This window comes from Enterobacter sp. UPMP2052 (assembly GCF_053709675.1).
In genome coordinates this window covers 53,449-66,016 of record NZ_JBSKJR010000006.1, presented here as the reverse complement: position 1 = coordinate 66,016, position 12,568 = coordinate 53,449, and the positions used below count along the sequence as shown (strand labels likewise).

Here is a 12,568-nt window from a genome sequence, read left to right as displayed (position 1 = left end):
TCAACGCGATCGGGGCTTTTTTTATTTCCTTTGTACTCTTGTACTGGTACAGTGCTGCACATTAAACTGCAAACCACATTTTTGACTGGAGTAAAGGCTGTATGGCGACACTAACCACCACCCAAACGTCACCTTCGCTGCTTGGCGGCGTGGTGATCATCGGCGGAACCATCATTGGTGCTGGGATGTTCTCCCTGCCGGTGGTCATGTCCGGTGCGTGGTTTTTCTGGTCGCTGGCGGCGCTGGTCTTTACCTGGTTCTGCATGCTGCATTCCGGGTTGATGATCCTGGAGGCTAACCTGAACTATCGCGTGGGCTCCAGCTTCGACACCATTACCAAAGACCTGCTGGGCAAGGGCTGGAACCTGATCAACGGCCTCTCGATTGCGTTCGTGCTCTATATCCTGACCTACGCGTACATCTCCGCGAGTGGTTCAATTCTGCACCATACGTTTTCAGAGATGTCGCTGAACGTTCCAGCGCGCGTGGCCGGATTCAGCTTTGCGCTGGTCGTGGCGTTTATCGTCTGGTTAAGCACCAAAGCGGTGAGCCGCATGACGGCGATCGTGCTGGGCGCGAAGGTGATCACCTTCTTCCTGACTTTCGGCAGCCTGCTCGGCCATGTCACCCCCGCGACGCTGTTTAACGTGGCGGAAGTGAACACCTCCTATACGCCATACCTGCTGATGACGCTGCCGTTCTGTCTGGCCTCGTTTGGCTATCACGGCAACGTGCCGAGCCTGATGAAATACTACGGTAAAGATCCGCGCACCATTGTGAAGTGCCTGATCTATGGCACGCTGCTGGCACTGGGGCTGTATGTGATTTGGCTGCTGGGGACGATGGGTAACATCCCGCGTCCGGAATTTATCGGCATTGCGCAGAAGGGCGGTAATATTGATGTGCTGGTCCAGGCGCTGAGCGGCGTACTGAACAGCCGCAGCCTGGATCTGCTGTTGGTTGTGTTCTCCAACTTTGCGGTGGCCAGCTCCTTCCTGGGCGTCACCCTGGGTCTGTTTGACTACCTGGCGGATCTGTTTGGCTTTGACGATTCGGCGATGGGGCGCTTCAAAACCGCGCTGCTGACTTTCCTGCCGCCGGTTGTCGGCGGTCTGCTGTGGCCGAACGGTTTCCTGTACGCCATTGGCTATGCAGGGCTGGCAGCAACCATCTGGGCGGCAATCGTTCCGGCGCTACTGGCACGCAAATCCCGTAAGCGCTTTGGTAGCCCGACGTTCCGCGTCTGGGGCGGTAAGCCGATGATTGCGTTGATTCTGGTGTTCGGGGTAGGCAACGCGGTGGTACACGTATTGTCGAGCTTCAATCTGTTGCCAGTGTATCAGTAAGTTTTTTGTGCCGGATGGCGGCTACGCCTTATCCGGCCTATGCGATCCCGTAGGCCCGGTAAGCGACGCGCCACCGGGCGAAAAGGCTACCCCACCAACTCTTCTTTTACCTGCATCGCCAGGTCAAACGAATGCAAACGCGCCTGGTGATCGAAGATCTGGCCGTTAACCATAATCTCATCCGCCTGGGTTTCACGCAGCACCGCTTCCAGCCCGTGACGCACTTTCGCCTTATCCCCCACCAGAGACATACTCAGCGCCTGCTGAACGCCATACTGCTCGGAGGCGGACCACAGCTGATGCATGTTCTCCACCGGCGGCGGTAGCTGGCCGGTTTCGCCGCGACGCAGCTTCATGAAGGCCTGCTGCATGGAGGTGAACAGGAATTCCGCATCGCGGGTACTGTCGGCGGCAATGATGTTGATACACACCATCGCGTACGGTTTCTCGAGACGCTCGGACGGTTTGAAGTGGGTGCGGTACAGATGCAACGCCTGGTGCAGCATATCTGGCGCGAAATGCGAGGCGAACGCAAACGGCAGCCCAAGCTGTGCTGCGAGCTGGGCGCTATACAGGCTGGAGCCCAGGAGCCAGACCGGGATTTTTTCGCCGTAGCCCGGCACCGGACGTACGTGCGGGTTCGGATCGCGCGCGTCGAACCAGTCCACCAGTTCGGCGACATCGCGCGGGAAGTTGTCGATATCACCGCTCATGTGGCGGCGCAGCGCGCGCATCGTTGGCTGATCGCTTCCCGGCGCGCGGCCAAGCCCCAGATCAATACGGCCAGGATAGAGCGTATTCAGGGTGCCAAACTGCTCAGCAATCACCAGCGGGGCGTGGTTAGGCAGCATCACGCCGCCCGAGCCGAGGTGCAGCATCGTCGTATTGGCCGCCAGATAGCCAATCAGCACGGACGTGGCGGCGCTGGCGATGCCGACCATATTGTGATGCTCGGCCAGCCAGTAGCGGTGATAGCCGCGCTTTTCGGCCAGCTGAGCGAGCGCGAGCGAATGCGAAAAGGCTTCTCGTGCCGAGGAGCCTTGTGGGATCGGCGCGAGATCCAGCACCGAGAACGGAATGGTTTTGTCAGTCATAGCAGCTCACTTTGTCGACGGTGAATCTTTCATACTGCATTAAAGTTTACTAACCGTTGTTAACAAAGTGAGCCTTTTTTAGGCCTGAAGTTCCAGCCCGGCCAGACGTTTCCAGTAGCCGTTACAGTCGCTGTTGGACGTAAGCGGCAGCGGCGAGGCACCGTTTTCGTTGGCGCGGAACGCGTCGAGCATCGCAAAGACGCCGGTATCCAGCGGTGACAGGCGCACCATATCCACCAGTCCGTTCATCGATGCCAGCTCGTTGCCGAGGTTATACACATAGCCGCTCATGGTCTGAATGCCGTTGAGGACAAAGACCTGCTGATTTTCCTGGGACAGCATGCTGCGCCCGTTCGGGTATTTAATGCAGCAGGTTTCGCACTCATCTTTCGGACGATCTTCCGAACGGGCGGTAAAGCAGCGGGCCGAGTAGGCCAGCGGCAGATGGCCGTAGCTCAGTACCTCTACTTCAAACTGATGGCGAATACCCAGCTCGTCGCACTGTTTCAGCAGATTTTCCAGCCAGTCGCGGGAAAGCTCCACCGGCATGCACCAGCGCGTCATCCCCTGTTTAAGCAGCAGGCGCAGCGTCACCGCGTTATAGCAGTTCAGCGCATGGCCGGCGACAAACGGCAGCTTACGCTCGGCGCACAGGTTCACCACGCCCAGGTCACTGGCCTCCACCAGAAACTCGCCGTTTTCAACGTAGCGCTTCAGCTCGCCTAACTCCGACGAGGCCTGCACCAGCGCGAGGGTTGACAGCACAACCTGTTTACCGCTTCCTGCGAGGCTTTTCGCCATATCCAGCCAGTCGCCCACTTTGGTGGCCCGGCGCTTGCTGCACACCGCTTCGCCGAGGTAAATCACATCGGCGCTGCTGTTTGCCGCCTGCTGGTAGAAGTCTTCCAGCGTCTCTTTTGGCCAGTAATAAAGCACCGGCCCTAATGAATATTTCATGGTTATCTCACTGCCATTTACGGTGATAGGCGCCAAGCGTGGTCTGCGTGCCTTCGGACATCGATCCGAGCGTCTCCATCCAGGCGGGCTGGGCGGTGTAGTTCTGCGGATCGGCCATGCAGCGGTCAATCGCCTGCCGCCACACTTTCGCTACCTGGCTCACGTAGGCCGGGCTGCGCTGGCGACCTTCAATTTTTACCGAGGCGATATTCGCCGCCAGCAGTTCCGGCAGCAGCTCCAGCGTGTTGAGGCTGGTCGGCTCTTCAAGCGCGTGATAACGCTCGCCGTCTACCAGATAGCGTCCTTTGCACAGCGTCGGGTAGCCCGCGTTTTCACCGTCCTGATAACGGTCGATCAGCACCTCGTTGAGACGAGATTCCAGCCCCTGCGGCGTTTGCTGCCAGCGAACGAAGCGGGCAGGGGAACAGGCTCCGACGGTATTCGGAGACTCACCGGTTAAATAGGACGAGAGATAACAACGCCCTTCAGCCATGATGCACAGGCTGCCGAAGGCAAACACTTCCAGCGGCACCGGCGTGACGCGTGCGAGTTGCTTCACCTGATGGATAGAGAGCACGCGCGGCAGAACCACGCGGGCAACGTCAAAGTGACGATGGTAGAAACGCACCGCCTCCTCGTTAGTGGCAGATGCCTGAACAGAGACATGGCGCTCAATATGCGGATAGCGTTCTGCCGCATACTCAAGCATGGCGAGATCGGCCAGGATTAAAGCATCGGCGCCCAGTTGGGCAGCCATGTCCACCGCGCGCTGCCAGCGGGCGTAGCCATCAGGATGCGCAAAGGTGTTGATGGCGATATGCAGCTTGCGGCGGTGCTGGTGGACGAAGTTGACGGCTTCCTGAAGCTTTTTCTCCGTAAAGTTTAGGCCAGCGAAATGACGGGCGTTGGTATCATCCTTAAGCCCAATGTAGACCGCGTCGGCCCCATTTTCGATGGCCGCCTTAAGCGCCGGAAGGTTTCCGGCAGGGCAGAGCAGCTCCATAAATTATCCCGATGTTGACGATCGCAGCGATCGCAAAATTGTTAACGAGCTGGGATTTTAATTAACCTATACGCGACAATTTTTGATTTAAGGCAGCTAATGGCGTATTGATGACACCAATAATGAGGTAAGGCGGACGCCGGTTTGTTGATTTACGCCGCTATGTTCTCGTCGGGATATGGCAAAATAACAGGATTATAGACATCAGGGAGTAATGCTCGTGCTGGATAAACTGCGTTCGCGTCTCGTACAATTTGGCCCATCAATGCTGAGCGTGCCGGTCAAACTGGCCCCGTTCGCGCTCAAGCGCCAGGTGCTGGAGCAGGTCCTGAGCTGGCAATTCCGCCAGGCGCTGCAGGACGGCGAGCTGGCGTTCCTTGAAGGCCGCTGGTTAAGTATTGAGGTCCGCGATATCGGGCTGCGCTGGTTTACCTCCGTGGAGAACGACCAGCTGATCGTGCGTGAATCTGCCGAAGCGGATGTGAGCTTTAGCGCCTGTGCCAGCGATCTGCTGATGATCGCCGCGCGTAAACAGGATCCGGATACGCTGTTCTTCCAGCGCCGTCTGGTGATTGAAGGTGACACGGAACTGGGTCTGTACGTCAAAAATTTAATGGATGCCATTGAGCTGGAGCAGATGCCAAAAGCGCTGCGCATGATGTTGATGCAAATGGCAGATTTCGTTGAGGCCGGGCTGAAAACCCCGCCGGACGGTAAACACACTTCAGTAGGTGAGCCATGCTGATTCGAGTCGAAATTGGGATTGATGCTCCGGGTATTGACGCGCTGCTGCGCCGCTCCTTTGAGAGCGATGCCGAAGCCCAACTGGTTCAGGATCTCCGTGAAGACGGCCTGATTACGCTGGGGCTGGTCGCCACCGATGACGAAGGTCAGGTGGTGGGCTATGTCGCATTCAGTCCGGTGGTGGTTCAGGGCGAAGAGCTACAATGGGTAGGAATGGCCCCGCTGGCGGTCGATGAGCGTTATCGCGGCCAGGGGCTGGCGCGCCAGATGGTCTATGAAGGGCTGGATTCGCTGAATGAGTTCGGCTACGCGGCGGTGGTGACGCTTGGCGATCCGGCGTTCTATGGCCGTTTAGGCTTTGAGCAGGCGGCGCATTACGATCTGCGCTGCCGCTGGCCGGGCACCGAATCCGCCTTCCAGGTACATCGTCTGGCGGATGACGCGCTGAACGGCGTTAATGGTCTGGTGGAGTATCACGACCATTTCAATCGCTTTTAATCAGGCTTTCGCGTAGCGCCTCGAAGGAGCCGTCTCCACTGACGAGACGCTCTTTCTGGCGCTTCGTCAGTTGCTTAATGCGGTACTCCAGCCTGAGTGCCAGCGAACGGTCGCCAACGGCGGCAGAAAACGCGAGCCGCAGTTCCCCTTTTCCCCGCAGGGCTTTAGCCCCTTTCCCCGTCTGATGTTGGATAAAACGCCGCGCCACATCGGTGGTGATCCCGGTGTAGAGCGCGTTATCAGCGGTTCGGACAAGATAGAGAAACCAGCACACGGTATTCAGATTCAGTATGTTAAGGTGAAACGCACCTTAGCATGAGAGAGAGTAAAAATGGAAACACTGGCCGCCATAAACCGCTGGCTTGCGAAGCAGCATGTTGTCACCTGGTGTGTCTACGACGAAGGGGAGATGTGGTGCGCGAACGCGTTCTACTATTACGACCCGGAGCGGGTGGCGTTTTACGTCCTCAGCGAAGACAAAACGCGTCATGCCCAAATGACGGGCCAGCAGGCGAAGGTGGCCGGCACGGTAAACGGCCAGCCGAAAACGGTGGCGCTGATCCGCGGGCTTCAGTTCAAAGGGGAAATTCGCCGTCTGGAAGGAGAGGAAAGCGACGCGCAGCGTAAACGCTACACGCGACGCTTCCCGGTTGCCGCTGCGCTAAAAGCCCCGGTGTGGGAAATCCGCCTTGATGAGCTGAAATTTACCGACAACACGCTGGGCTTTGGCAAAAAGCTGCACTGGTTACGCGCCGAGCAGGCGTAACGCTTCGCGGTTAAACGCTGGCAGATCGTCCGGCGTACGGCTGGTGATCAGTTGATCCTTATCGTTGACCACCTCCTGATCGTAGAACTCGGCACCCGCGTTTTTCAGATCGATAACGATCGGTTTCACGGCGGTGAGCTTACGCCCGCGCACGACGTCAGCGCTGATCAGCAGCTGAGGCCCGTGGCAAATGGCAAAGACCGGCTTGCCGGTGGCGACGAAATCGCGGGTGAACGTGACGAAACGATCGTCTCCGCGCAGGGAATCCGGTGAATGGCCGCCTGGTAGCAGCAGGGCATCGAAATCTGACGGGCTGACGTTATCAATGGATTCGTCAATGGTCACGCTGGCTTCGCCCTTGTGGCCCTTCACGGTTTTACCCGCTTCTTTCTCGATGGTAACGACCTCGTGGCCCGCCTTGCGGAATGCCTCTGCTGGTGACGTGAATTCTGAATCTTCAAACTCGTCGGTAATCAAGACTGCGATTTTTTTACCCATGGTTCCTCCGTTGTTATCGCTTCAGACTGTTTTTTTCCCGTTTGTGGTAAATACTTACCGTACAGACTTTTAAGTGTGGTCGAGCAGGCCAGAATCGCAAACGGACTATTCTGTAAAGGGGAAGTGGATGAGCCAGGTATTGATAACAGGCGCAACCGGGCTGGTGGGTGATCATCTGCTGCGGCTGTTGATTCAGGAGCGAAGGGTAAATTATATCGCCGCGCCTACGCGTCGCCCGCTGGCCGATATCTCAGGCGTCTTTAATCCTCACGATCCGCAGCTTACCGATGCGCTGGGGCAGGTGCAGGACCCCATAGATATCGCCTTTTGCTGTCTCGGCACCACGCGGCGCGAGGCGGGCAGCAAAGAGGCGTTCGTGCATGCCGACTACACGCTGATTGTCGATACGGCCCTGACGGCCAAAAAGCTGGGGGCGAAGCATTTTGTGGTGGTCAGCTCAATGGGTGCCAACGCCAGCTCGCCTTTTTTCTACAGCAAGGTAAAAGGCAAAATGGAGGAGGCGCTGATCGCTCAGGAGTGGGAGTATCTGACCATTGTCCGGCCTTCGATGCTGCTCGGGCACCGTGACGAGCGACGGTTCAACGAATCCTTTTTTGCCCCGCTATTTAAAATCCTGCCCGGAAACTGGAAATCCATCGAGGCAAGAGACGTCGCCCGCGCCATGTTAAAAGAAGGCCTGTCGCCCTCTAAGAAAGGTGTGAATATTATCCCCTCAGCAAAACTGCGTGAAATCGCGCAGGGCGAGGCGTAAACTCCCCCGGCTTATTCAATAACACTCTCCGGGGAATGCTATGACTGGTCAGTCTTCATCTCAGGCGGCAACACCTGTTCAATGGTGGAAGCCCGCACTCTTCTTTCTTGTGGTCATCGTTGGCCTTTGGTACGTGAAGTGGCAGCCTTACTACGGTAAAGCCTTCACCGCTGCCGACACGCACAGTATTGGTAAATCCATCCTCGCACAGGCCGATGCCAGCCCGCTACGGGCGGCTTGGGACTACGCCATGGTCTATTTCCTTGCCGTCTGGAAAGCGGCGGTATTAGGGGTGCTCCTCGGCTCGCTGGTTCAGGTCCTTATCCCGCGTAACTGGCTGGTGAAAACCTTAGGCCAGCCGCGCTTTCAGGGCACGCTGTTGGGGACGATTTTCTCCCTGCCGGGCATGATGTGCTCCTGCTGTGCTGCGCCGGTTACCGCCGGTCTGCGTCGCCAGCGCGTCTCAATGGGCGGGGCGCTCGCGTTCTGGATGGGAAACCCGCTGCTTAATCCGGCCACGCTGGTGTTCATGGGCTTTGTCCTCGGCTGGCATTTTGCCTTTATCCGCCTGGTCGCCGGGCTGTTGACCGTGCTGGTGGTCGCCACGCTGGTGCAGCACCTGGTGAAGGACAAGACGGTAGAAACAGCGTCCGTTGAGCTGGAGATGCGCGAGCCGCAGGGCGGGTTCTTCGCTCGCTGGGGCAAAGCGCTGTGGCAGCTCTTCTGGAGCACTATCCCGGTTTATATCCTGGCGGTACTGGTTCTCGGCGCGGCGCGCGTCTGGCTGTTCCCCCATGCGGATGGGGCTATCGACAACACGCTGATGTGGGTGATTGCGATGGCGGTGGCAGGGTGCCTGTTTGTGATCCCAACGGCGGCAGAAATTCCGATTGTCCAGACCATGATGCTGGCCGGAATGGGCACCGCGCCCGCGCTGGCGCTGCTTATCACGCTACCTGCGGTAAGCCTGCCCTCGTTCGTTATGCTGCGTAAGTCATTCCCTGCGAAAGCGCTGTGGCTGACGGCGGGGCTGGTGGCCTTGAGTGGGATAATTGTGGGAAGTATTTCACTGCTGTAAAAAAAAGCCCGGTGGCGCTAGCGCTTACCGGGCCTGGGGTCAGGTTTAGGTTACTTGATGTAAGTAAACGCGGTGGTGACGTGTTTCACGCCGCTCACCCGGCTGGCGATATCCGCTGCCGCTTTCCCTTCACGTTCGGTCACGAGACCCAGCAGGAACACTTCGCCGTTCTCGGTGGTCACTTTCACGTTAGAGGATTTGACCTGGTCAGAACCCAACAGCTGGGAACGCACTTTGGTGGTGATCCAGGTATCTGACGATGCGGTACCAAGGCTGATTGGCTGCCCCTGACGCACTTCGTTAAACACTTCGGTTGTCCCTTCTACGCCCATCGCAATCTGTTTAGCACGTGACGCGAGTTCAGTGGTTGGCGCCTGTCCTGCCAGCAGAACTTTGCCCTGATAGGCCGTCACGTTGATGCGCGCTTCTTTCTTAATCTGTTCGTCTTTAGACAGCGCACTGTTGACGCGCAGCTCCAGCGTGCCGTCATCAACCTGTGTGCCGACGGTGCGCGGATCGGTCGCCGCTTTGGTACCCACGGCGGCGGTACCGACGACGGCCGCCGCGATACAACCCTGGAGTAGCAGTGCAGACATAAGGACTGCAAGGGTCGATAAAGCCTTCATGAAAACTCCTTAATCATCCTGGTGAGGGAAAAGCGTGTTATCGATCAGATCGCATAAGCAGTTCACCGTCAGCATGTGCATTTCCTGAATGCGGGCGCTGCGGTGAGAAGGAATGCGGATTTCCACATCCTGCGGCCCAAGGAGACCGGCCAGTTCGCCGCCGTCATAGCCGGTTAATGCCACGATGGTCATATCACGGGTGACGGCCGCTTCAACGGCTTTGACGATGTCACGGCTGTTGCCGCGGGTTGAAATCGCCAGCAGCACATCTCCGGCATGGCCTAAGGCGCGCACCTGTTTTGCGTAAATTTCGTCATGCAGACGGTCGTTTGCAATCGCAGTTAAGACCACATTATCGGTATTTAGTGCAATGGCGGGTAAACTCGGGCGTTCGGTTTCAAAACGATTGATCATGCTGGCAGCAAAATGCTGTGCGTTGGCGGCCGAGGTACCATTACCACAACAGAGGATTTTGTTGCCGTTGAGCAAGGACTGCACCAGCGTCATCGCGGCGCGGGAAATCGCGTCCGGGAGAGCTTCCGCCGCGGCAATCTGCGTTTGAATGCTTTCTGTGAAGCACACTTTAATTCTATCGAGCACGTTATCCCTTTAAATCGTAATTATGCGTCTTCGCCAAAAGCGTTTTTAAGCCAGTCGATCTCATTTCCGGTGAAGGCTACCACATCAAACCGGCAATCCACAGTATCAAAACTCCCATTATGGCGGGCGAGCCACAAGTGGGCAGTCTGTAATAATTTATGTTGTTTGGCGAGCGTCACGCTGGCGGCAGCACCGCCAAAACGAGACGACTGTCGATAGCGCACTTCAACAAACACGGTGACCGGGCCGTCTTTCATAATCAGGTCGATTTCGCCGCCGCGTCCGCGAACGTTGGCGGCGATGAAGCGCAGTCCTTTGCCTTCAAGCCAGCGACGCGCTTTTATCTCCCACGCGTCGCCGGTCTCTTTACGGCTTAACTGGCCGGGACGATTTGCCCCTGCTGGTATTTGAGCCATGATAACTTCCTGTTAATCACGCAGTCCTGCGTTGCCGTCAGATCGCCGGTGTTACCGTTCAGCTCAAAGCCCGGTACCTGACGCATCTGGGTAAAGTTGTTGGCCAGCGCCCACGCATCAACGCCCATGGCATACAGGCGTGCCAGGGAGTAGTCGTTACGTACTGCGCCGAGCGCCTGCTGCATCAGCGCAGGGTTGCTGCCTGCCAGCATCGGGATTTCGCTGTACTGCAGGCCGTCCATCTCCAGACGGAAATCCGGGCCTGCGGTGCCCTGCGCGCTGCGGGAGCTGGCGTAGAGCGTCGCCCCGCTCTGGCTGCCGTTACGCATGGCGATCATCGGCTTGATGAAGGCAATCTCTTCCGGCGTGGCAACGATGTAAGCCGCATCGACCTTACCGCCACCGCTGATTTGTGCGTCCGTTGGCGGTGCCGGGATGGTCAGGCCGCCGATGGTCACACTCTGCTGCTGTGGCAGGCTGGAGGCGACCGGGCTGCCGTTCAGCGCGATGCCTGCGCCGCCGTTTACCCCAGCGCGCAATTCACCGGCTGAGCCAAATTTCTGCTGCAGCACGACGCCGCCGCCCAGTTTTTGCCACTCGTCGGCAAAGGCGGTAGCGACACGGTCGCCCAGCGCGCTACGCGGGATCAACAGCAGCGGGGCCTGTTTGCCCTGCTCGTGAATATGCCGCGCCGCATCGCGTGCTTCGTCTTCCGGTGAGAGGGCGAAATAGCAAATATTGGCACGGTTTTGCACCTGCTCCGGCTGGTTAAGCGCCAGCACGTTCAGCGGAGTGTTGCTCTTCATCAGCTCTTCTACGTTGTTTTTCAACAGCGGGCCGACAACGATGCTCGCGCCGTCCTGCTGCACCTGCGCCAGAACCTGGTCGAGCGGCTGGGCGCTGGTATCGTAGATTTTCAGCTCCGCGCCCGGGTTAGCGCCGGGCGTTGCTACGGCCTGCTGCTGCGCGGCAGGCTGTTGCTCTGGCTGAGTGGCCTGCGGTTGCGCTGTGGTTGTCGCCTCGGTCGCCGGCGCGGCTGGCGTTTCAACAGGGGCCTGGGCCGCCGGGGCCGGTGCCGCTGTCTCAGCCGGTGGCGTCGTCGGTGCCGTAACCGGGTTTTGCAGGGTCCCCTGAGCCGGAGCTTGCGCCGTGGTCAGGTCGCTGGTCTCTGCGGCGGACGGGCTGATCACGTCACTGACGTTCGCCGCCTGGGCTGCCTGATCCGGAACCGCGCTGCCTGACACTGTCGTTGTGCCGTTCTTCGCGGCTTCAAAACCTTGCTGGATCGCGCGGCCAAACACCGCCGCCTGACCGTTCAACGGCAGGAGCAGGGCAATCTTGCTGGTGGAGGCTGGCTTAAAGTTCTGCACGTTGACCAGTTGCCCGGGCAGCATTTTGGCTCCCGGGTTTTGCGGATAACGTGTCTGCCAGTCGGTAATGCCCGCTTTCAGCATGTTCGGATCGCTGCGGTTGGTGAACCACATCTGCTGCAGATCCAGCCAGCCCTGCAGCACGTTTTCGTCCGCATTGATGACCATCGCCCGGGCCTGATCCTGGGTCATGGAGGCGAGCGCCTGCCAGGTGGCATCGATATTTTTCTGTTTATCGGCCCCGCTCAGCAACGGCTCCTGGGCAATCAGCGCGCGCAGCAGCGTCAGGGACGGACGGCCTTGCTCCGCGGTGATACCGGCCTGCCAGAAGCGGGCCTGCTGGTTTTTATCCAGCGCGCCCACGTCAATGTTACCGAGGATTTTCTTCGCTGATTCGTAATCTTTCAGCGCCACTTTCAGCTCGGCAGAGAGTAAACCCTGCTCACGACGCTGGGTGTCGGTCAGATCTTGCGGCAGCTGGTTGAACAGTTCGGCGGCCTGCTGGGTTTTACCCTCTTTCAGCAGTGCACGAATGGCGAGTAATTGCCAGTTGGTCTTGGTATCATTCGAGCTCTGCGACATTTGTTGCAGATAAAAGCCAGAATCAGCCTGAGCCGAACCCTGCATGTGGGCCGTGCTCTGGTCGGGTGCCTGGGTGCCACAGCCTGCGAAGATCAGGGCGGCCAGCAGGAGAGGCACGCTGCGTGCGGCTTTTGTTCTTATAAACGTTAACGGTACCATACTGTATCCAGTGATTTTTTTACGCAATGCTCAATATTAAATCGGCAATCCGGACTAAA

Annotated in this window: 15 protein-coding genes; 6 read left to right on the top strand and 9 right to left on the bottom strand. The window is 58.1% G+C overall.

Annotation, left to right across the window (positions count from 1 at the left end; translation table 11 throughout):
• Positions 1 to 101 precede the first annotated feature (101 nt).
• Positions 102 to 1,346 carry a tryptophan permease gene (gene mtr, locus ACWKX3_RS16365; protein WP_101736910.1) on the top strand — a complete coding sequence of 415 codons (1,245 nt, stop codon included), beginning with the start codon at positions 102 to 104 and terminating at the stop codon, positions 1,344 to 1,346.
• Between the two features lie 86 nt (positions 1,347 to 1,432).
• Here mtr and ACWKX3_RS16360 read toward each other — a convergent pair whose 3' ends face one another.
• The 3 genes from ACWKX3_RS16360 to ubiU all read right to left on the bottom strand — a co-directional run bounded on the left by ACWKX3_RS16360 (position 1,433) and on the right by ubiU (position 4,400).
• The gene (locus ACWKX3_RS16360; protein ID WP_454542087.1) at positions 1,433 to 2,440 is read right to left on the bottom strand and encodes a luciferase-like monooxygenase; all 1,008 of its coding nucleotides are present in this window, start codon (positions 2,438 to 2,440) and stop codon (positions 1,433 to 1,435) included.
• A 78-nt stretch (positions 2,441 to 2,518) separates the two neighbouring features.
• Positions 2,519 to 3,397 carry a U32 family peptidase gene (locus ACWKX3_RS16355; RefSeq protein ID WP_006178750.1) on the bottom strand — a complete coding sequence of 293 codons (879 nt, stop codon included), beginning with the start codon at positions 3,395 to 3,397 and terminating at the stop codon, positions 2,519 to 2,521.
• 7 nt (positions 3,398 to 3,404) lie between these two features.
• Positions 3,405 to 4,400: a ubiquinone anaerobic biosynthesis protein UbiU gene (gene ubiU, locus ACWKX3_RS16350; RefSeq protein ID WP_006178749.1), complete on the bottom strand. Its 996-nt coding sequence runs from the start codon at positions 4,398 to 4,400 to the stop codon at positions 3,405 to 3,407.
• 220 nt (positions 4,401 to 4,620) lie between these two features.
• On the opposite strand from ubiU, the gene ubiT reads away from it, so the two are divergent.
• Together ubiT and ACWKX3_RS16340 are read left to right on the top strand one after the other, a co-directional pair.
• A complete protein-coding gene (ubiT, locus tag ACWKX3_RS16345) occupies positions 4,621 to 5,145 on the top strand; it encodes a ubiquinone anaerobic biosynthesis accessory factor UbiT (protein ID WP_042322351.1) in 525 nt (174 codons plus the stop codon).
• The gene (locus ACWKX3_RS16340) at positions 5,139 to 5,642 is read left to right on the top strand and encodes a GNAT family N-acetyltransferase (protein WP_006178747.1); all 504 of its coding nucleotides are present in this window, start codon (positions 5,139 to 5,141) and stop codon (positions 5,640 to 5,642) included. Before ubiT ends, ACWKX3_RS16340 begins: the two co-directional genes overlap by 7 nt.
• Here ACWKX3_RS16340 and ACWKX3_RS16335 read toward each other — a convergent pair.
• Positions 5,629 to 5,916: a GIY-YIG nuclease family protein gene (locus ACWKX3_RS16335; RefSeq protein ID WP_006178746.1), complete on the bottom strand. Its 288-nt coding sequence runs from the start codon at positions 5,914 to 5,916 to the stop codon at positions 5,629 to 5,631. The two genes, ACWKX3_RS16340 and ACWKX3_RS16335, sit on opposite strands and share 14 nt — an antisense overlap.
• Before the next feature lie 57 nt (positions 5,917 to 5,973).
• Between ACWKX3_RS16335 and ACWKX3_RS16330 the strand changes: the two genes are divergently transcribed.
• Complete coding sequence (locus ACWKX3_RS16330; RefSeq protein ID WP_006178745.1) at positions 5,974 to 6,408, top strand: YhbP family protein; 435 nt, start codon at positions 5,974 to 5,976, stop codon at positions 6,406 to 6,408.
• Here ACWKX3_RS16330 and ACWKX3_RS16325 read toward each other — a convergent pair.
• Positions 6,388 to 6,906, bottom strand: a complete 519-nt coding sequence (locus ACWKX3_RS16325; RefSeq protein ID WP_006178744.1) for a type 1 glutamine amidotransferase domain-containing protein — start codon at positions 6,904 to 6,906, stop codon at positions 6,388 to 6,390. The genes ACWKX3_RS16330 and ACWKX3_RS16325 overlap by 21 nt on opposite strands.
• A 127-nt stretch (positions 6,907 to 7,033) precedes the next feature.
• Here ACWKX3_RS16325 and ACWKX3_RS16320 point away from each other — a divergent pair, with 127 nt between their 5' ends.
• On the top strand, positions 7,034 to 7,678 hold the full coding sequence (locus ACWKX3_RS16320; RefSeq protein WP_006178743.1) for an NAD(P)H-binding protein: 645 nt from the start codon (positions 7,034 to 7,036) through the stop codon (positions 7,676 to 7,678).
• A 40-nt stretch (positions 7,679 to 7,718) separates the two neighbouring features.
• On the top strand, positions 7,719 to 8,756 hold the full coding sequence (locus ACWKX3_RS16315; RefSeq protein ID WP_454542086.1) for a permease: 1,038 nt from the start codon (positions 7,719 to 7,721) through the stop codon (positions 8,754 to 8,756).
• 50 nt (positions 8,757 to 8,806) lie between these two features.
• On the opposite strand, the gene dolP is transcribed toward ACWKX3_RS16315, so the two are convergent.
• From dolP to ACWKX3_RS16295, 4 genes are read right to left on the bottom strand one after another with little or no spacing between them, the layout of a single operon-like run.
• Positions 8,807 to 9,382 (bottom strand): division/outer membrane stress-associated lipid-binding lipoprotein, encoded by a 576-nt coding sequence (dolP, locus tag ACWKX3_RS16310; protein WP_058609413.1) that lies wholly within the window; start codon positions 9,380 to 9,382, stop codon positions 8,807 to 8,809.
• A 9-nt stretch (positions 9,383 to 9,391) separates the two neighbouring features.
• Positions 9,392 to 9,982, bottom strand: a complete 591-nt coding sequence (gene diaA / locus ACWKX3_RS16305; RefSeq protein WP_006178740.1) for a DnaA initiator-associating protein DiaA — start codon at positions 9,980 to 9,982, stop codon at positions 9,392 to 9,394.
• Positions 9,983 to 10,002: 20 nt separating this feature from the next.
• A complete protein-coding gene (locus tag ACWKX3_RS16300; protein ID WP_102890138.1) occupies positions 10,003 to 10,398 on the bottom strand; it encodes a YraN family protein in 396 nt (131 codons plus the stop codon).
• On the bottom strand, positions 10,356 to 12,509 hold the full coding sequence (locus ACWKX3_RS16295) for a penicillin-binding protein activator (RefSeq protein ID WP_446187740.1): 2,154 nt from the start codon (positions 12,507 to 12,509) through the stop codon (positions 10,356 to 10,358). The genes ACWKX3_RS16300 and ACWKX3_RS16295 overlap by 43 nt, the downstream gene beginning before the upstream one ends.
• Positions 12,510 to 12,568: the final 59 nt, after the last annotated feature.

What these genes read in the sequence shown, in the direction of transcription:
- mtr (WP_101736910.1), top strand. Translation starts at nt 102, where the DNA reads ATGGCGACACTAACCACCACCCAAACGTCACCTTCGCTGCTTGGCGGC.
- ACWKX3_RS16360 (WP_454542087.1), bottom strand. Translation starts at nt 2,440, where the DNA reads ATGACTGACAAAACCATTCCGTTCTCGGTGCTGGATCTCGCGCCGATC.
- ACWKX3_RS16355 (WP_006178750.1), bottom strand. Translation starts at nt 3,397, where the DNA reads ATGAAATATTCATTAGGGCCGGTGCTTTATTACTGGCCAAAAGAGACG.
- ubiU (WP_006178749.1), bottom strand. Translation starts at nt 4,400, where the DNA reads ATGGAGCTGCTCTGCCCTGCCGGAAACCTTCCGGCGCTTAAGGCGGCC.
- ACWKX3_RS16340 (WP_006178747.1), top strand. Translation starts at nt 5,139, where the DNA reads ATGCTGATTCGAGTCGAAATTGGGATTGATGCTCCGGGTATTGACGCG.
- ACWKX3_RS16330 (WP_006178745.1), top strand. Translation starts at nt 5,974, where the DNA reads ATGGAAACACTGGCCGCCATAAACCGCTGGCTTGCGAAGCAGCATGTT.
- ACWKX3_RS16325 (WP_006178744.1), bottom strand. Translation starts at nt 6,906, where the DNA reads ATGGGTAAAAAAATCGCAGTCTTGATTACCGACGAGTTTGAAGATTCA.
- ACWKX3_RS16320 (WP_006178743.1), top strand. Translation starts at nt 7,034, where the DNA reads ATGAGCCAGGTATTGATAACAGGCGCAACCGGGCTGGTGGGTGATCAT.
- ACWKX3_RS16315 (WP_454542086.1), top strand. Translation starts at nt 7,719, where the DNA reads ATGACTGGTCAGTCTTCATCTCAGGCGGCAACACCTGTTCAATGGTGG.
- dolP (WP_058609413.1), bottom strand. Translation starts at nt 9,382, where the DNA reads ATGAAGGCTTTATCGACCCTTGCAGTCCTTATGTCTGCACTGCTACTC.
- ACWKX3_RS16300 (WP_102890138.1), bottom strand. Translation starts at nt 10,398, where the DNA reads ATGGCTCAAATACCAGCAGGGGCAAATCGTCCCGGCCAGTTAAGCCGT.
- ACWKX3_RS16295 (WP_446187740.1), bottom strand. Translation starts at nt 12,509, where the DNA reads ATGGTACCGTTAACGTTTATAAGAACAAAAGCCGCACGCAGCGTGCCT.